At 49.0% G+C, this 18977-nt stretch carries 16 protein-coding genes; 12 read left to right on the top strand and 4 right to left on the bottom strand.

Going from position 1 to position 18977, the window contains the following annotated elements; translation table 11 throughout:
- Positions 1-31: 31 nt before the first annotated feature.
- Entirely contained in the window at positions 32-1591 is a 1560-nt protein-coding gene (locus tag BV405_RS08535; RefSeq protein WP_086480447.1) for a diguanylate cyclase domain-containing protein, read from the bottom strand.
- Positions 1592-1713: 122 nt separating this feature from the next.
- Between BV405_RS08535 and BV405_RS08530 the strand changes: the two genes are divergently transcribed.
- The 7 genes from BV405_RS08530 (at position 1714) to BV405_RS08500 (ending at position 8484) form a co-directional block, all read left to right on the top strand.
- Positions 1714-2634, top strand: coding sequence for a mechanosensitive ion channel domain-containing protein (locus BV405_RS08530; RefSeq protein ID WP_086480446.1), 921 nt, complete (start codon positions 1714-1716; stop codon positions 2632-2634).
- Between the two features lie 161 nt (positions 2635-2795).
- Complete coding sequence (dnaX, locus tag BV405_RS08525) at positions 2796-5378, top strand: DNA polymerase III subunit gamma/tau (RefSeq protein ID WP_086480445.1); 2583 nt, start codon at positions 2796-2798, stop codon at positions 5376-5378.
- A gap of 104 nt (positions 5379-5482) precedes the next feature.
- Positions 5483-5809 (top strand): YbaB/EbfC family nucleoid-associated protein, encoded by a 327-nt coding sequence (locus tag BV405_RS08520; RefSeq protein WP_086480444.1) that lies wholly within the window; start codon positions 5483-5485, stop codon positions 5807-5809.
- Between the two features lie 122 nt (positions 5810-5931).
- Positions 5932-6534 (top strand): recombination mediator RecR, encoded by a 603-nt coding sequence (recR, locus tag BV405_RS08515; protein ID WP_086480443.1) that lies wholly within the window; start codon positions 5932-5934, stop codon positions 6532-6534.
- Positions 6534-7676, top strand: coding sequence for a ribonuclease D (rnd, locus tag BV405_RS08510; protein ID WP_086480442.1), 1143 nt, complete (start codon positions 6534-6536; stop codon positions 7674-7676). The genes recR and rnd overlap by 1 nt, the downstream gene beginning before the upstream one ends.
- A 71-nt stretch (positions 7677-7747) precedes the next feature.
- The gene (locus BV405_RS08505; protein WP_281251656.1) at positions 7748-8035 is read left to right on the top strand and encodes a YcgL domain-containing protein; all 288 of its coding nucleotides are present in this window, start codon (positions 7748-7750) and stop codon (positions 8033-8035) included.
- Between the two features lie 2 nt (positions 8036-8037).
- Positions 8038-8484, top strand: a complete 447-nt coding sequence (locus tag BV405_RS08500; protein ID WP_086480441.1) for a YcgN family cysteine cluster protein — start codon at positions 8038-8040, stop codon at positions 8482-8484.
- A gap of 87 nt (positions 8485-8571) precedes the next feature.
- Here BV405_RS08500 and BV405_RS08495 read toward each other — a convergent pair whose 3' ends face one another.
- Complete coding sequence (locus tag BV405_RS08495; protein WP_176330090.1) at positions 8572-10632, bottom strand: prolyl oligopeptidase family serine peptidase; 2061 nt, start codon at positions 10630-10632, stop codon at positions 8572-8574.
- A gap of 114 nt (positions 10633-10746) precedes the next feature.
- Here BV405_RS08495 and BV405_RS08490 point away from each other — a divergent pair, with 114 nt between their 5' ends.
- The 4 genes from BV405_RS08490 to BV405_RS08475 all read left to right on the top strand — a co-directional run bounded on the left by BV405_RS08490 (position 10747) and on the right by BV405_RS08475 (position 14927).
- A complete protein-coding gene (locus tag BV405_RS08490; RefSeq protein WP_086480439.1) occupies positions 10747-11112 on the top strand; it encodes a hypothetical protein in 366 nt (121 codons plus the stop codon).
- A 212-nt stretch (positions 11113-11324) separates the two neighbouring features.
- Positions 11325-11987 (top strand): YEATS-associated helix-containing protein, encoded by a 663-nt coding sequence (locus tag BV405_RS08485; RefSeq protein ID WP_086480438.1) that lies wholly within the window; start codon positions 11325-11327, stop codon positions 11985-11987.
- 135 nt (positions 11988-12122) lie between these two features.
- Entirely contained in the window at positions 12123-13976 is a 1854-nt protein-coding gene (locus BV405_RS08480; RefSeq protein WP_176330089.1) for a VWA domain-containing protein, read from the top strand.
- A 147-nt stretch (positions 13977-14123) separates the two neighbouring features.
- Complete coding sequence (locus BV405_RS08475; protein WP_086481133.1) at positions 14124-14927, top strand: class II glutamine amidotransferase; 804 nt, start codon at positions 14124-14126, stop codon at positions 14925-14927.
- 113 nt (positions 14928-15040) lie between these two features.
- Here the strand turns inward: BV405_RS08475 and cysK are convergent, their stop codons facing one another.
- Complete coding sequence (cysK, locus tag BV405_RS08470) at positions 15041-16012, bottom strand: cysteine synthase A (RefSeq protein WP_086480436.1); 972 nt, start codon at positions 16010-16012, stop codon at positions 15041-15043.
- Positions 16013-16206: 194 nt separating this feature from the next.
- Positions 16207-17853 carry a flagellinolysin gene (locus BV405_RS08465; RefSeq protein ID WP_086480435.1) on the bottom strand — a complete coding sequence of 549 codons (1647 nt, stop codon included), beginning with the start codon at positions 17851-17853 and terminating at the stop codon, positions 16207-16209.
- Between the two features lie 274 nt (positions 17854-18127).
- Between BV405_RS08465 and BV405_RS08460 the strand changes: the two genes are divergently transcribed.
- Positions 18128-18973, top strand: coding sequence for an AAA family ATPase (locus BV405_RS08460; RefSeq protein ID WP_086480434.1), 846 nt, complete (start codon positions 18128-18130; stop codon positions 18971-18973).
- The last annotated feature ends 4 nt before the right edge of the window (positions 18974-18977 follow it).

Raw genomic sequence — 18977 nt, 5'->3', positions numbered from 1 at the left:
AGCGGATCAGATTTTTATCTGGAAGCCTGAGTTAGCTATCCACGGACTGCTGGTGGGTATCCGCATTCTCATTGGCAGAACCTGCACGTTCCACAGCAAACGCAAACTTATTCTTGCCGGAACGCTTGGCCAGATACATGGCGTCATCTGCTAATTGAACCAGAGTGTTGCCGGATGAAGAATCATGGTCCGGATAGAGGGCTACACCGATACTGCAGGATATATTGGTGAGTTTGTGGCCTTCCAACTCGTAAGGTTGTCTCAGACTTTGCAGGATATGTTCAGCAACTACGGTGGCTGAGCTGGCTTTGTCCAGATGGTAGATCAGTAGTGCAAATTCATCCCCGCCCATTCGGGCACAGGTATCTGACTCCCGGATAGTGGCCTGTAATCGTCGGGCGACTTCAGCCAGCAGTGCATCACCCACATGATGGCCGTATTGATCGTTGACGGCTTTGAAACCATCTAAATCCAGAAACATGACCGCAAACCGGGTTGGATAGCGCTTGGCACTAGCCAGAGCGTGATTCAGGCGATCATAAAACAGCGTGCGGTTGGCCAGGTGTGTCAGCTGATCATAATGCGCCATGTGTTCCAGTTGAATGTGTGCCCGTTTGGAACTGGAGATATCCTGCAAGGTCCCACACAGGCGGGACGGATTGCCGGATCGGTCTCTTTGTACGATGCGTCCCCGATCAAGAACCCAAACCCAGTGATCGCGTTGATGGCGGATACGGTATTCGCACTGATAGTGATCCAGTTTGCCGGTGAGGTGCTGATTCAGTTTATGCTGCATCTCCGCCAGATCATCAGGGTGAATCATGGACTCCAGTGCAGAGAGGGTGAAGGGCTCTAGGTCCTGAAGTTCAAGGCCTGTAATTTCAGCCCAGCGGGGGTTAATTTCAATGCGCTCTGAAAGAAAATCCCTCTCCCAGGTACCGGCATTGGTGCCCCAGATAATATCGTCCAGACGGGACTTTTCCAGTTGCAGACGGGTCGATGTTTTACGCTTGCGATAGAGCATGTAAGCCATAGCGATAGCTGCAATCAAAAGAGAGGTCAGTGCAATCGCCAGCAGGGTGTAGATAAAGATATCTTTGGATCGCAGATGGCTGAGCTGTTGATCCACCATCTCTTCAAGACGGTTCTGATAGTGCCAGAGACTATCTTCAGCAGCCCGCAGGTCATTGACATCTGTGATAATCGAGAAGAGGTAGTTCTGACGATTCAGTTTGACCGGCACCGATGAAACTTCAACCGTCCGGATAGAGCCATCGGCCAGACGATGACGGAAGATAAAGTAGTTGCGATTCTCTTTGCGGGCGAGTTCCCGTTCAGCGGCAACGGCTTCAGGGGAGAGCGCGTTAATCTGCTGAATATACATCTGATTCAGTTTATTGCGGCTGTAGCCGTAATATTCCGATGCGGCCTGATTGGCTTTAAATATTTTCCCGCTTTGAGGTTCGATCAAGAGCATTACAACGGAGTGTTTTTCAAAAAACTGATCAAACTCATCAGCAGATGCTGATGCGGAAAAAAACAATAAAACCAGGGTTACAAACCCGGTAGAATAGCGCTTCACTAAAGGCATAGTGATACCCTGAATATCCTTAACATCTGGCCGTAGCCATTTAAAATCCCGGCTTTTATAACCTGTTAGTCAGTTATTACTGACATCGAAGATTTATTCATTATTCATCATTTGAGGCTGCTATGAAAGATATCGTGAATGACAACCAATGGATTATTTCCATAGCCTTTGTCTTTGCCTGTCTGGTATTGCGTTGGTTGTCCGTTCGCTTTGTAAAACGCGTGGTAAAGGATGAGGAAAATCTGCACCGCCGATGGACCAATACCATCACCAATATTACCAGCTTAGTCATCATTATCGGCCTGGTAATTATATGGTTGAGTGAGCTGCGTTTTGTGGCGCTTTCTATTGCCGCATTTGCAGTTGCTCTTGTGGTTGCAACACGGGAACAGATTCAGTGTTTTCTGGGAGCGATTTATATCGCCAGTAGCAGGGCTTTCAGTATTGGTGACTGGATCAAAGTTGGTGACCACTACGGTGAAGTCGTTCGTAGTGACTGGCTGACAACCACGTTGCTGGAAGTTGATGTTGAGGGGATGAGTTACTCATACACTGGCCGAAGTCTTGTTATTCCGAATTATAAATTCAGCACTGGTGTGATTCAGAACCTGAACTTTATGCGTCGCTATGTCGCCCACAGTTTCAACATAGTTCGTGAAGCTGATGCAATCAGCGTTCGTGATGCCCGTCTCTATCTGGAAGATCTGGTGCGGGAATATTGCAGTCCCTTCAAAGAGGTCGCTGATCGTTACAGTACTCTGATCGAAAAACGTCTGGGTATCGCGTTGAGCGTTTCCGATCTGAAAGTCCGTGTCGCAACCAATGACACAGCCCGTAACGTCTTTATCGTAACCATCTTCTGTCCGACTCAGGAAGCGACCCGCATCGAAGAAGAGATCACGGAAGACTTTCTGGATTACTGGTACAGCGTGACCCACAAGCTGGAAGAGTTCTACGGTCCGGATCTGGAGCTGGATGAAGTGCCGGATGTAGTGGTGAGCGAGAGCCAGGTTGTACGGCGCGTTCGGGCAAAAAAAGATTGATCCGGCAATAGCTTAGCCTTGTCGGCAGCTGGGTAGGGGCATCAAGAAGTGCAACACCGGAATCAACATTTGGTGTACAATGCTCAGCTCGAATTTCTGCCGCCTGAAGCGGTATTCTGAACCGGGTTTACCCGAAATTTTCTATCAGCAGACTGGTTAATATGAGTTATCAGGTACTGGCCCGAAAGTGGCGTCCTAAAAATTTCCATGAGCTTGTCGGGCAGGATCATGTGCGTAAAGCACTGGTCAGTGCACTGGATAACGACCGTTTGCACCATGCCTATCTGTTTACCGGTACCCGGGGGGTCGGTAAAACGACCATCGCCCGTATTATCGCCAAGTGCCTTAACTGTGAAACCGGCGTTACGTCGCGCCCGTGTGGTGAATGCACCAGCTGTCGCGAAATTGATGAAGGTCGCTTTGTTGATCTGATTGAAGTGGATGCGGCATCCCGAACCAAGGTAGAAGATACCCGGGAGCTGCTGGACAACGTGCAGTATGCGCCGTCCCGAGGCCGCTACAAGGTGTACCTGATCGATGAGGTGCACATGCTGTCCACGCACAGTTTTAATGCCCTTCTGAAAACACTGGAAGAGCCACCTCCGCACGTTAAATTCCTGCTGGCAACGACAGATCCACAAAAGCTGCCGGTGACCGTTTTGTCCCGCTGTCTTCAGTTTAATCTGAAGAATATGCCGCCGGAGCGTGTGGTTGAGCACCTGAGTAATGTACTGACTCAGGAGCAGATCCCGTTTGAAGATGCTGCATTATGGCAGCTGGGACGCGCGGCCGATGGCAGTATGCGTGATGCGCTCAGTCTGACTGATCAGGCGATCGCTTATGGCCAGGGCAGTATCGACACTGCTCAGGTCAGCGAGATGCTGGGACTGGTGGATCATCGACACGTTGGTGCTCTGATCGATCATCTGATTAATCGTGATGCCAAAGCGCTACTGTCTGAAGTTGCTCGTCTGTCGGAACAGGCTGCAGATTTCGAAACAATCCTTTCCGATATGGCGCTTTATCTGCACCGGATGGCTGTGGCTCAGGTGCTGCCGGATGCGGTGGATAATGCTCAGGGTGATCGTGAGCAGGTTTTGTCCCATGCTTCACGCCTGACAGCAGAAGATGTACAGCTTTACTACCAGATCTCTATTAAGAGTCAGGAAGATCTGCCGCTGGCACCTGATGCCCGCACCGGTTTTGAGATGGCGCTGATCCGTATGGTCGCCTTTGCGCCTCAGGGAGTACCGAGCGAAAATGGCAACCCTTTACCCAGTCAGGCCGCTCCTTTAAATAATCAGGCATCACCTCAGGCTTCTGCACCTATTGCGGAAGAGGATGAGGCTAAAAAAAAAGCCTTAACTGATGTTCCGGCAGAGGCTCAGGATCACGCATCTTTATCTGTTCCTCAGGAGAGCCTTAATGCTGCTTCTGAGAATAGGTCTCCTGAACCTGCTTTTGAGAATACGGCTCCTGAACCGGTTGTAGAGATACCTACGTCTGCCGCTCCTTCTCCGGCGTTCAGCCCTGAATCAAAATCACACAGTCCTGAACCTTCGACAAATAGCCCTGAATCCTCGGCAAATAGCCAGGAACCACAGCTGGTTAAGTTTTCTCCTCCGGGGCCACGTCCAGTACCTCAGGTTGAAGCTGAATCAGAAGTACCCTCTGGACTACAATCTCATTCTGCGGAGCCACAAGGGCATCAACCAGCGCCTTCTCCAGAAGCGGGATCGACAGTACAGAATGCCAGAGCCTCTTTGGGCGGCGGGCTGCGAACGGTTCAATTTCCGACCGCGAGTGCTGAAAAAGTGGCCCAGGCTGAAGCCCGAGCCAGTCAGCCTGGTGCGATGGAGTCGACTTCCTCGCTAGCAGCAGAAACTCCACCTCAGGCGACTAATCCGGGCAATCCGTCAGATGTGCCGCCTTGGGAAGAGTTGCCGGTTATTCCTGAGCAGGTTGAAACTCACACAGACAGTCAAATTGAAACGATTCCAGCTGTAGATACCGCACATCCTGTTGAGAACAACGTCGTCTCGTTTGACCCGACTCAACCTCAGGCTGATAGTCAGTTTGAGCCTCAGAGCTCAGTCTCAGGACATGAGGCTCCCGTATTTGATGAGCGAATGCCACCGCTGGATATGGGGTATGGTCAACCGGTGATGGATGAGCATTCATCAGGCTATCCTGAACAGTCGGGATTTGCTACTGAATCTATGGATGCCAGCTATCAGAATATGATGCCGGAACCGGTATCCGAACAACCGCGACAAGCCCCTGTGTTGCGGGATGCTAAGCTGCCTGAGGCGAAAGAGTCTGAGATCACTCCTTTGGTCGGTCCTTGCCCGGCTCAGCTGACTAGTAATCAGGACTGGTTGCAGGCATTTGCGCACCTGCCGCTTAAGGGGCTTGATCGCTCTCTGGCGAAAAATGCTGCACTTCTTTCCCGTGAAGGGAATCACCTTAAGTTTGCCTTGAAGGCTGTGACCGAGAATTTCCTGACACCTGAGCGGGAAGCCAGTTGGCAGCAAAGTATTCAAACCCTGTTTAATGATACGCTGACCATTGAAATTGCAGCCTTCAGCACAGATCTAGATACACCAGAAGATTATGAAGCAGCTCTAAAAGAAACCCGTCAGCGGCAGGCTGAAAACCTGTTTGCGGCTGACCCCGTGGTTCAGGGGCTTCAGCAGGCGTTCGGAGCAGAGGTGGTCAACGCATCAGTTGAACCTTTGATCTAAGCTGTTTATCAAATCAAAAGAATACAGGCTGCTAGTGCCCAAATCGGTAAAAGCTGGTTTTGGAGTATTGGCAGCTGCGAATTTAACGACTCGAGGATATTGCAATGTTTAAAGGCGGAATGGGTAACCTGATGAAGCAGGCGCAGGAGATGCAGGAAAAAATGCAGAAACTGCAGGAAGAAGCTGCGAACCAGAAAGTTACCGGCGAAGCAGGTGCAGGCATGGTAAAAGTCACCATGAATGGCCGTCACGATGTTAGTGCTGTATCCATCGACGATAGCCTGATGGGTGAAGACAAAGAGATGCTGGAAGATCTGCTGGCTGCAGCGGTGAATGACGCGGTTCGTCGTGTCGAAGAAAGCACTCAGGCGAAAATGGCTGAGATCACAGGTGGCATGCAGATGCCTCCGGGTTTTAAAATGCCATTCTGAATGGGTAAAACAAAAAGCCGCTGCAGAGCGGCTTTTTGGTGACAAGACTGCATCTCTTAACAAGCAGTCTTATCTGTCTTCGTCATTAAACTGAACCACACTTGCCTGATTAAGGACCTTTTATGGCTTTCAGCCCTTTGGTTGAAGAACTGATCACTGCTCTGCGTTGCCTACCGGGCGTTGGCCCTAAGTCTGCACAGCGTATGGCGTTGCACCTGCTTGAGCGTGAACGCGAAGGTGGTTTTCGTCTGGCTGAAACCCTGGAGCGCTCTCTGGAGCATGTTGGCCAGTGTCAGGAGTGCCGAACCCTGACCGAAGAGCCGGTTTGCGGTTTGTGTCGCAGTGAGCGTCGGGATGCTTCTCTTCTGTGTGTGGTGGAAACTCCCGCGGATCAGATTGCGATGGAACAGGCCGGTGGTTTCAGTGGCCGTTATTTTGTTCTGACCGGTCACTTGTCCCCTATTGATGGTATTGGCCCTGATGCTCTGGGACTTGATCAGCTGGAAGAGAAGGTTCGCCGGGATCAGGTACAGGAAGTCATTCTGGCGACCAACCCAACGGTGGAAGGCGAAGCCACCGCTCATTACATCTCTGAAATGCTGCAACATTTACCGGTAACCGTAACCCGCCTGGCTCATGGTATTCCTGTGGGCGGCGAGCTGGAATATATCGATGGTGGAACCCTGAGTCGTGCAATGGCCGGCCGGTTACCTATGGCGAAATAATGACCGAAGATACAATTGAGTACCGTTTTATTGATTCTGACGCCCTGCTGAAGGAGCGTTGTTCTCACTGGTTGTCCTGCAATGTTCTGGCGCTGGATACTGAGTTTATCCGGGTGGATACCTTTTATCCCAAAGCGGCTCTGATTCAGATTCAGGATGATCAGGGCTGTTGGTTGATTGACCCCTTGAAGATCAATGATTGGGAATCCTTTAGAGAGGTTCTGGAATCAGAGTCTGTTTTAAAGGTGTTGCATGCCTGCTCAGAAGATCTGGATGTTTTCGCCAAATTAACCGGTGCGCTTCCGAAACCCATGATGGACACTCAGGTTGCCCTGGCCTTTCTGGGTGAAACCCTGTCTGTGGGTTATCAGCGAATGGTGGAAAACTGGCTTGAGATCACTCTGCAGAAAGAAGAGACCCGCTCTGACTGGTTGCAACGTCCTCTGACGGATAGTCAGTGTGCCTATGCGGCAGCTGATGTTTTCTATCTTTATCAGATCTGGCCAAAGATCGAACAGAAGCTGAATCAGGAAAACCGCATGCATTGGTGTCTTGAGGAATGTGCTCAGATTGTACGTTTGGCGGAACAGGCACCCGATGATGAGTTTTACTTTCTGCGCGTAAAGCAGGCGTGGAAACTGAATCAGGAGCAGCTGGCTGTACTTCAGGTGCTTGCCGCCTGGCGTGAACAGGAGGTGCGGGAGCGTAATATTCCCCGTGGTCGCTTGTTATCAGACAACCTCCTCTGGTTGATCGCCTTGAAACTACCGGCCAACCGTATGGAGTTGTCCCGTATTGAGGGCATCCGCCACGGCACTATTAAGAAAGATGGTGATGATATTCTGGAACTGGTGGATATCGCCCGTAACCGTGCTCAGGCGATGTGGCCTGCTTCTCTGCCATCGCCGATTGGTCATCCTTATCGTGAATGGTCCAAGGCGATGAAGAAAACCGTTCGCCAAGCTGCAGAGGCTAATAATTTGCCGCCAGAGCTTTTAGTGAAAAAACGTCAGCTTGAACAAGTGCTGAACCGCGCTATTCGTGGCGAGCTCAACTATGTGCCTGATGAGTGGAAAGGCTGGCGTGAGGCTATTGTCGGACAGCCTCTGATTGACCTGTTGGATAAACTCCGAAGCCGTTAATGCATTGCTTTGTCGTTATTGAAAGCGACAAATCATGTACAAAACTTATCTGGAATTAACGAGAAAAAGCTGTGAAAGTGATTTGCGAAGTTTTTAAAAGTCCCCGCAAAGATGAGATGTATCTTTACGTGGATAAAAGAGAAGGCCTGAAACGCGTCCCAAAAGAGCTTCTGGAAATTTTTGGTACGCCTAAATCTGCAATGACACTTCTGATTACTGAAGAGAAGAAACTGGCTCGTGCAGAGGTGGAAGACGTATTGCGTGAAATCCGTGAAAAAGGTTTCTACCTGCAGATGCCACCGAAAAAAGATGAATACCTGCTAGATTTGTATAAGGCTCCGACTGAAGGCAAATACTGACAATGAGCGACTCGGCACACTTTTGGGAACAGAAAAGTCTGGCAGAGATGAGTCACGAAGAGTGGGAATCTCTGTGTGACGGCTGCGGTAAGTGCTGTTTGCATAAACTGATGGATGAAGATGACGATACGGTCTACTACACCGAAGTTGCCTGTAAACAGCTGGATATTACCCAGTGCCGTTGCAACGACTACCCTAACCGGAAAACACTGGTTCCGGATTGTGTCGAGCTGCGCATCGAAGATATCGATCAGTTTGTTTGGTTGCCCAAAACTTGTGCTTATCGATTGGTAAAAGAGGGTAAGCCGTTACCGGAATGGCATCATCTGATTACCGGTGACCCAAAGAGTATTCATAAAGCCCGGCAAAGTATTAAAGGGCGGGCTATCAGTGAACATGTGGTTTATCAGGAAGATCTCGAGTACCACATTATCAACTGGGTTGAGTGATTGGCTCTTCTGAAGATGCCGTTCAAGCATAAAAAAGCGCCACCTTATTGACTAAGGTGGCGCTTTTTTAATGGAGTTTTTAGGGCGTTAGTCTTTGTTTAGCATCATCAGCGCAACACTCTGAGTTTCCGCAGTCTCGCGATAGCTTTGGTCACGACCTGATCCACCGGCATGCCCTGAATCCATTCGGGTTCGCAGCCACACCTTATCGATACCGGCCTCTTTTAGTCTGTAGCCCCATTTTGCAGGTTCCCAGTACTGTACACGGGGATCATTCAGTCCCGCTTCGATCCACAGTTTGGGTTGCCGCTCAATGTTGAGGTGAGACTCAGGCTTAAGGTTATCCAGAGGGCTGTAATGCCGGATACGCCAATGAGCTTCTGCCTCTTCCGGATTACCCCACTCTTCATACTCGCCAACGGTCAGAGGCAGCTCGGGCCGGGACATGGTCCGCAGAACATCGACAAAAGGAACCTCAGCAATGATGCCGCAAACCTGCTCCGGTGAACGGTTATAAAGCGCCCCGAGAATAATGCCTGCAGCACTACCACCCTGAATGACCAACTGAGTTTGATCGGTTATACCTCGTTTGATCAAACCTTCAATACAGCTTTCAAGATCCCGGATACTGTTCTCTTTGTAACCGAGTCGACCCTGATGATACCAATGCTCGCCGCAATCACCACCACCACGAATATGAGCAACGGCAAAAATCACATCTCGTTCCATCAGAGACAAACGGCTTGGGGAAAACCAGGGGTCAAGTGGATCGCCGTAAGCACCATAGGCGTACAGCAGAACTGCCTGAGGTTTATCAGAATTCAGTAGCTCAGTTTTTCCCACCAGGCTAACCGGTATCGGTGTGCCATCCCAGGCAGGGAACAAAATCTGTTGGCTGCTGAACAAGCTCAGATCTGTATTATTCAGTGGCATCTGTCGAAGTTGGGTCAGCCTTTGCTCCACCATGTTGTAGCGGTAGAGCGTTGGTGGCTGATTGAAGGATTCCAGTTCAAGGCGCACCTCATCGGTGTCGCTGTTCGGGTTATCTGACAGATTGATACTGACTAGAGGGTAAGGTGGTTTGAAGGGATGCTTTAACTGGCCATTCAGGTCATGAATACTCAGCTCCTGACCGCCGATTGTGTGATCCCGCAGAAGTACCATCAGGTGACGATCAAACAGCTCAAAGCCTTCGAAGGTTTTTGATGCCGAGGGTGCATGAATGACCTGTGCCTGTGCGATAAAATCAGCCGCAGTCATCGGTGTTTGAAAGCTTGCAGTACTTAGTTGATAAAGGCCAAAAAAGGGCTGCTGCAGATTGCTTCGGATATAAATCAGGTTTCCGATGCTGTCTGCGTGATATTCATGGCCATCCTGACGCTCGATCAGAAGTTTTGGCGCTGCTAAAGGCTGATCGGCAGGCAGAATCGAATAGCTGGTGCTCTGTTTACTGAGACTCTCGATAAAAATATGTTTTCGGTCGCGACTCTTGCTGCAGCCGACCCAGAAGCGGGCGTCAGTCTCTTCGAAAATGATCTTTTGCTCGCCGGTCACAATATTCAGTGCCAGAACCTGCCATGGGCGCTGGGTATCATCGAGAGGAAAGCAGAGCAGGGTTTCCTGATCTTCAGACCAGATAAGGTCTGAGGCCAGTGGTGGTAGTTCGTCAAAAGTTTGCCATTGACCACTTTTGAGATTGACCAGACTGAGTTCATAGATCTCATCGCCTTCGGTATCTGTCGTCAGGGCCAGTAGTTGCTCATCCGGGGAGATCGCCATATCTCCCAGGTCGAAATAGTCGTGACCTTCAGCAAGAGCATTGTTGTCCAGATAACAGCTCGCCTCTTCAAGAAATTCCTGATTCTGACGGTTATGTTCGGTCAGTGGCGCTCGCCAGAACTGCGGGTAGTCAAAGGCTTCTCTTTGACGAACGAAATAGCGAAAGTGCTCAAGGTCTGTCGGATAACTGTCGTGATCGAGTGGGGTTCGATGACGTATTTCCCGGAAAAGGGCTTCCTGAAGCTGTTCGTTGAGGACTGAGTTGGCATCTTCATTGCATTTTTTCAGGAAACGCAGAGTATCGTCGCTTTTTTCTTCCAGTGCGGAAAGAGGATCTGTCTCAAGTTCCCGGGATAAAAATTGTGGCATTTGGTTACCTGAAGTGGTGCTGAGGTCGTTATTTTGTTTGGCTTGAGACATAATAAGGGCGCTTAAGAATCAGGGTGTTATGCCGCAATGTGGCGGCTAAAGGAATTGACGACTATGGCGTTTGAGAACTATCAGTTTCTGAGCTGGATCATCTATCTATTATCCGCTTTGGCAGTGATGATTGTCACCCTCAGAATCACACGCAGCTGGCCAATGACTCTGCGTGGTTTTATCGTGACAACGGCAGCAGTACTCTTTGCTTTCCCCTGGTATGTCCAGGGGAGCGGTGGGCCTCTGGCTCCGGCAGTTATTATTACCTTCTTCGAAACCTTTGGTGGTGTTGAGGGGGCCTCCTGGATGAGAGCCGGGTTACCACTTTTGGGTGGCTTAGCTTTGGGCTATCTGGTGTTAGCTCTGTTTCTGTGGGTCCGCCGTAGTCAGGTGGAAACTGAGGAAGAGGGTGGTGAGGAAGCTGCCTGACATCTTTGTTCGGAATCTTTGCTTCGAAGATTTGTTTAGAAAGAAGATTTTTCTAGAACGGTTTTTCTAGAACTTAGTACAACGGAAATCAGTTGCCGCTTTGGCAGCGAGCTTTTGCATAGTCTGTCCAAGAGCAAACAGGGTTATGGGAAAGTATTTTTAACAGGTGAGTCGTTGTTACGGCTTAAAGGAAAATTTTTCAGGACTTACGTATGACAACACACGTCATTATTCTCGTTTTAGTAATGCTTTTTGCAGGGGTCTTTGGTGGCCTGGTTAACTTCTACCTGCTGAATCAGAACAATAAAGATACGATTGCTCTGGCTCGTTCTCTTGTGGTGGGTGTGAGTGCCGCGTTTCTTGTGCCGGTAGCACTGGATCTGTTGGGTAGCGATATTGTATCCCAGAGTCAGGCGGATGCTTCTAAGCTGTTAATTTACACCGGTATCTGTCTGATTGCTGCCATTGCATCACGCATGGTGGCTACGAATACTCTGGATCGTACGCTGGTCGCTGCAGAAACAGCTAAGACGGAAACGGAAGAACTGAAACAGCAACTAAAGCAGCTGCAGGATTCACTCTTGCCTCTGCTGGAAACTGAAACTGAGCATGAAGATCAGGCAGAAGTGTCTGCGACTGAACTGGATACTCTGGATGTTTCTTCGACTGCAGTCTTGAAAAGTCTTGCCAGCGGCCGACATATCTATCGTGCCCTGCCTACCCTGTGTGCTGAAACTGAGCTGGATGAAACGGATCTGCAGAAAAGTCTGGCGGTTCTTGTGGGTAAAGGTATGGCAGGCCGTGTTAACAGTGGCTGGGGGATGCGCTGGTACGTTACTGAGCGTGGCCGCAAGCTTGCAGAGTCTATTGTTTAATCTGTCAGAATTTAGAGATAAAAAACCGGCTTTTGCCGGTTTTCAACGGTAAGTAAAGGAACCGAAATGCCAGTTTTTGCAGATCGATCATCAGGAAATAGCCGGGGGCTGACTGGAATGCTCCGGAAAATTAGCATGCGCGGTCTACGAGCTGTAGTTTTGCTGACTAGCTTCGTATCGGCTTCCGTCAGCTTTGCAGCCGACGTTAAGCCAGACGTTCGCGTGCTTATCGATATTTCCGGGAGTATGAAGCACAACGACCCTTCTAACCTCAGGGTTCCTGCGCTGAATCTTCTGGTTGATCTGCTTCCTGAAGGAAGTCGTGCCGGTGTCTGGACCTTTGGTACCTACACCAATGAACTGGTTCCTCATAAAGGTGTTTCTGAGCAGTGGCGCCAGGATGCCCGTGCCCGAAGCCGTGATATCACCTCATCGGCAATGTTTACCGATATTGAAAATGCCCTTGAGCGTGCCAGTTACGATGCCGATCGCCCTGACAGTAATTTCGATCGACACATTATTCTGTTGACCGATGGTCTGGTGGATATTTCGGAATCCCGAAATGAGCGCCGCAAGCGTCAGGAGAATAATGAGTCCCGCGATAGCATTCAGTTTGATCTTCTGCCCAAACTGAAAAAAGCGGGTTATACCATTCATACCGTTGCACTTTCTGACAACGCCGACAAAGACCTGATGCTGAAGCTGGCTCAGCGTACCGGTGGTCTGGCTGCTGTAGCGAATAATGCGGAAGAGCTGATGCAGCTCTTTATGCAGGCTCTGGATCGTACTGCTCCAAGTGAGCAGGTTCCTCTGGAGAATAACCGTTTCCTGGTTGATAGCAGTATCAATGAATTTACTGCTCTGATCTTCCATAAGCCGGATAGCCAGCGGGTTTTCCTGATCTCACCGAAGGGTGAGCGTTATACCTCGCTGACACATCCGGATAATGTGCGTTGGCACTACGAGAGCCGTTATGACCTGATCACCGTGAATGATCCGGAGGATGGCGAGTGGCTGGTAGAGACCGAGATGCACCCGGATAACCGTGTAACAGTGGTATCGGATCTTAGTCTTAAGGTGAGTGATGTGCCGGCAACTCTATTCCGTGGATTAAGCCTGGATATTGAAGCTTCAATTCAGGAAGAGGGAGAGACCATCACTCGACCTGAGTTCCTGAAAATTGTAACCCTTCAGGCACAACAACTGGCGGATAGCGATCAGGTTCTTAAATCTGATCTGATGACCGCTAAACCGGGTGAAGCAGGCGTATTTGTTACTAAACTTGGACCGTTTAACACCACGGGTAACTACCGCATTCAGGTGAGCCTGGATGGCAAAACCTTTCAGCGCTCCGTTTCTCAACCGGTATTTGTACAGGATGTGGTCAGCTCAAAAGTTGATTACGATGATGCGAATGATCCGACTAAAATCTTCTTCACGAAGGTTCTTCCTGAGCTGAAAGCCAGCGATTTAACAATCACTGCTGAGATTAATGGCCTAAGACAGCGTGCCCAGCTGATGAGTCAGGAATCCTGGTCGCTGGATCTTCCGGAAATGAACCGTGAACAGGAGCAGCGTATTCGTGCTTTTGCCTCCGGTACTATTCAGGGTAAAGCATTTGATGTTGAGCTGGATCCTATCGTTATTCCGCCGTTAAACCCTGAGCCTCAGGTCGAGACTCTGGAGCAACCAGGGCAAATGGATGCTCAACCTATTGATGATAGTGCGCCATCCGGTTCTTCTGGTGGCTTCGGTCAGGAAGAGGATAAACCAAAAAAACCGATGAACCTTTTGGATCCGAATGATCAGCCGCTGGACTCATCTAAACCAAGTGATGCAAACCTGCTGTGGGTATACCTGGCAGTGGCGCTAGCAAATATTGCTTTGTTTGCCGGAGCTTTCTGGTTGTATAAGCGCTTTGTTCAGCGCCGCATGGCTGCCCGTCAGCAAGCACGCGAAAATCAGCGTAATGATGATCTGTCTCTCTGATTAACCCATGGTTTAGCTGAATTTCCTTCAGCTTCAGGTAAAATGATAGGGATGTAACAAGTGGCCTCTGTGTTTACAGGGGCCATTTTTTTGACCATCTTTTATGGTCTGATCAGACTTACCGAATTCGACAACGGACCGAACGTCATGTGTGAACTGCTGGGCATGAGTGCCAATGTACCTACGGATATCTGTTTCAGCTTTAGCGGGCTGGTAAAGCGCGGAGGTGAAACTGGACCTCATAAAGATGGCTGGGGCATTGCTTTTTATGAGGGGCAGGGCTATCGGGAATTTCGTGATCCGAATCCATCTGTAGATTCAGAAATCGCCAAACTGATCCAGAACTATCCGATTAAAAGTAAAGCGGTGATCAGCCATATCCGACAAGCGAATGTTGGTGAAATCTGCCTGGAAAATACGCACCCATTCAGTCGCGAATTGTGGGGGCATTACTGGAGTTATGCCCATAATGGTCAGCTGGAAGAGAGTGCTGTGCATTTTCCGGCGAGCTTCTATTTACCGGTAGGAACCACAGATAGTGAGCAGGCTTTCTGCTGGCTTTTGGCCCAGATACGTCTCAATTTTACGGACAAATGCGCGATTGGTCCCTTGAGTCAGGCGATTCACCAATGGTGTGAGCAGCTACGGGGTAAGGGCGTATTCAATATGTTGCTCTCAAATGGCGAGTATCTGTTTGCTTATTGCTCAACCAAACTCAGTTGGATTACCCGTGAGGCTCCTTTCGGTGAGGCGCAGCTTTCCGATGTTGAAATGAAAGTGGACTTCAAAGAGGAAACAACGCCTCATGACGTGGTGACTGTGATAGCAACGCAACCACTGACGGATAACGAAAACTGGACGACTCTTCAGACTGGTGAGTTAGTCGTTTTCAAAGAGGGGCGGGTTGTGCAGCAGTATTTCAGCAAGACCATTACAGAAGAAGCAGAGTAACTCCGGTTGATGCTGTCTTGGATCGAATGTCATATTCAATAGCCTGAAAATGATAAAAAGGCCGTTCAGGATTGTCAGATCCTGAGCGGCCTTTCTATTTCTGCTGAGAACTATTACTGAACGGTTTCGTTCTCAGTAAACATACCTTCAAACAGAGCAGTAGACAGATAGCGTTCGCCGGAATCCGGCAGAATTACAACGATGTTTTTATCCGCATTTTCTGGCTTCTCAGCTAAACGCAGAGCGGCAACCATAGCGGCACCGCATGAGATACCGCAGATAATACCTTCTTTCAGCATCAGCTGGCGCGCCATCTCGATCGCTTCATCGTTACCAACCTGTTCCACCTGATCTACCAGAGACAGGTCCAGGTTTTTTGGCACAAAACCAGCACCAATACCCTGGATTTTATGAGGTGCTGGTTTTACTTCCTCGCTGTTCAGGGTTTGAGTGATAACCGGAGAATCAACAGGTTCCACAGCCACTGTGGTAATGGCTTTACCCTGAGTGTTCTTAATGTATCGGGAGATACCGGTAATGGTGCCGCCAGTACCTACACCTGCTACCAGAATATCAATCTGACCGTCGGTATCTTTCCAGATTTCAGGGCCAGTAGTCTTTTCGTGAATTTCAGGGTTAGCAGGGTTTTCAAACTGCTGAGGCATAAAATAATGCTCAGGATTTGAGGCAACCAGCTCTTCGGCTTTAGCAATCGCGCCTTTCATGCCTTTGGCTGGTTCAGTCAACTCAATATTCGCGCCCAGTGCTTTCATCATCTTGCGACGCTCAAGACTCATGCTGGATGGCATAGTCAGCGTAATTTTGTAACCACGGGATGCAGCCACGAAGCAAAGTGCAATACCTGTGTTACCACTGGTAGGTTCAACGATTTCCATACCCGGTTTCAGAGCACCGCGCTTTTCCGCATCCCAGATCATGTTAGCGCCAATACGGCACTTTACGGAGAACGCAGGGTTGCGGCTTTCCAGTTTGGCGAATACTTTGCCATGGGAGGTCAGGCGGTTGATTTTTACCAGAGGAGTTTCGCCGATGGTTAGCGAGTTATCATCAAAAACCTTGCTCATTTTTATTCCCTAATCTTGATTGTTTGCTGCGTTAAAACCCGATGGATTCATACCGGAAAAGGGTTTCAACGATTGTTAGCTAGATTAGGTGGGGGCAGAAAAAAAAGCTATCAGAACTTAATTCAATAATGTTTTAAGCTAAGAACCTAACCGCTTATTCGGTTAGGTTCTTATTTGAAGGTTCAGATAGAGGTTTATCTGAGAAGAGATAGGGCGATGTTTGGAGTCTGATTCGCCTGAGCTAGAATGGTTGATGAGGCCTGTTGAATGATCTGGTTTCGGGTCAGGTCGGCAGTTGCTGCAGCAAAGTCGGTATCCTGAATACGGGATTTAGCATCAGAGGTATTAACGACCATTCCGGTGTTATTACGCTGCATGGACTCAAGCTCAGCCATGGTTCCTGCGATCTCTCGGCGGATTTCGTGGATATTCTTGAGTGCTTTGTCAGCGACTTCAATCGATCCTCGCGCATTAGCAGATACGTTTATACCAGCCAAGCCGATACGCTCTGCGGTTCCCCCCCTAATTGAGAACCCTGATTGTTCGCCTGATTGACTTCCTGTCTGGAGCTGAAATGTTTTTTTATGCGGTGGGGTAAAGCTAACTGCAGACCAGTCGATTTTGAAACCTTCCAGAGGCTGCTCAGAATAACTTTTTGAATCTCCAACGGAGTCATGTGCATCTTTGATGCCCATACCATCTGCATCAAGTCCACCAATAGCTCCTACATCACTATTGGTGAGATTCATATTGTTGGTGATATAACTGCCACCAGTGTTTTGAACATGGGTAATGTACTCAGCTTCTGTCATTCCTAAAAAGTGTTCAAGAGCATCACTGACGGTTCTGCCTTCTGGCTTTAGATACTGCATGAAAGTTGCAATTCCATCAGCATGACCTAAGGTTTTCATTTCATCGTGCAGCATGCGGGTCGCGATATAGCCGCGAGAATAATCAGCTGATGCAGCAGAAGAATTACTGAATGCAGCCATAAATGTATCAGGCGCAGTTGCGCCTAGGTCTGCCAAAACTCGTTCATCCGCTCCGTGAATTAACTCTGCAGCGCCTTCAACAAACCAGTCAGAACTCTGAAAACCGGTTGAAAGCTGGTTTACCATCACGGCGTGAACCATTTCATGCATGATGACGCGGTCATTTTGTGTGGTGTCACCACTCCAACCAGCCTGAAAAGCAGCTCTGTCGATGTTAAGAGCAGTTACATTATTTGTTCCTACACCAAAAGAGACTGAAGCGACTGCCCCCCCTGCTGCGCCTACATTGACTGTGAATTCATCTACTCCATCTCCTTCGAGACCGAAATAAGCTTTGATGTTAGCTTCAGATTGTTCAAGAGCCCCGTTTAATTGAAGAAGAATATCCTGATCAGAAAGAGGGGTGCTTGGATCTTCGTCAACGGTGGGACCTTGTAACAAAGGTGTTTTGCCACCCAAGCTAGCCGACTCTGCAATTTGATTGGCCGAACGGATGAGTTCTTCAACTTCAAGCTGCGCGCCATCTCTGTCTTCCTGACTTAGAGTGTTGCTCGACATTTGAATAGCGAGTTGCCTAACACGATGAGTGATATTGGTGATCTCACCCATCGCGCCATCAGCAATCTGAAGCGCAGATAGGCCATCCTGAATATTTCGGGTTGCCTGATTGGTGCCGATAATCTGAGTTTCGAGTCGATTCGAAATTTGCAGGCCTGCCGCGTCATCTCTGGCTGAATTAATACGGCTCCCAGATGAAAGTTGCTCAAAGGATCGGTTCAGTCGATCTGTGACATTAGACATAAAGTCCATGCCTTTAAGAGCACTAACATTTGTATTTACAAAAAGCATAAGCAGTCCCAGCCAGTTTTTGTTATCTCTTTTTGATATTAAAAGTCGATCTGATGATGCAATGGAGCATAGAAAGAGATATTTCTTCTGAATCTATCGACACATTCGGTTACATCTTTAGCATTTTTTTGATTAATTTTTAATTTAATTGTTTATGGATGACTTTCGGGTCATGCACTGGCTTTCTCTTATTAAAAGACCCAGTAAACTAGGCGGAAATATTTGTGACTTTACAGGTCATATTCTCGACTAAAAAAACAAGAGATTCTCAGCTATGAAATTCCAGGGTACTGATCAATACGTTGCGACTGATGAACTGCAGATGGCGGTGAATGCCTGTATCGCGCTTGAACGCCCGTTACTGATTAAAGGTGAACCGGGAACCGGTAAAACCATGTTGGCAGAGCAGTTGGCAGATGCTTTGGGTGTGCGTTTGATTCAGTGGCATATCAAGTCCACGACTAAGGCTCATCAGGGGCTTTATGAATACGACGCGGTATCCCGGCTGCGTGACTCCCAACTGGGTGATGATCGGGTTCACGACATCAAGAACTACATTAACAAGGGTAAGCTCTGGGAGGCCTTTGAATCCGACGAGCAGGTCGTACTGCTGATCGATGAGATCGACAAGGCGGATATCGAATTCCCGAACGACCTGCTGCTCGAGCTGGATAAGATGGAGTTCCACGTTTATGAAACCGGAGAAACCATCAAAGCTAAGCAGCGCCCGATTATCCTGATCACCAGTAATAATGAAAAAGAACTGCCGGACGCCTTCCTACGTCGCTGCTTCTTTCATTACATCAACTTCCCCGATAAGGACACGATGCAGAAGATTGTTGATGTGCACTATCCGGGCATTCAGCAGAAGCTGGTTTCTGAAGCCCTGGAAGTGTTCTTTGATCTGCGTGAAGTGCGTGGGCTTAAGAAGAAGCCCTCGACTTCAGAGCTGATCGATTGGCTGAAACTCCTGATGGCAGATGAAATGAGCCTTGAGATGTTGCAGGAGCGCGATGCCAGTAAAGCGATCCCGCCTTTGCACGGTGCCTTGGTGAAGAATGAGCAGGACGTTTCTCTGTTAGAAAAACTCGCCTTTATGCACCGCCGTCAATCCCGCTAGGGGG

Origin of the sequence: Oceanospirillum sanctuarii (assembly GCF_002150805.1) — a bacterium.
Lineage (GTDB): Bacteria > Pseudomonadota > Gammaproteobacteria > Pseudomonadales > Halomonadaceae > Oceanospirillum > Oceanospirillum sanctuarii.
This window is presented reverse-complemented; position numbering and strand designations above follow the sequence as displayed.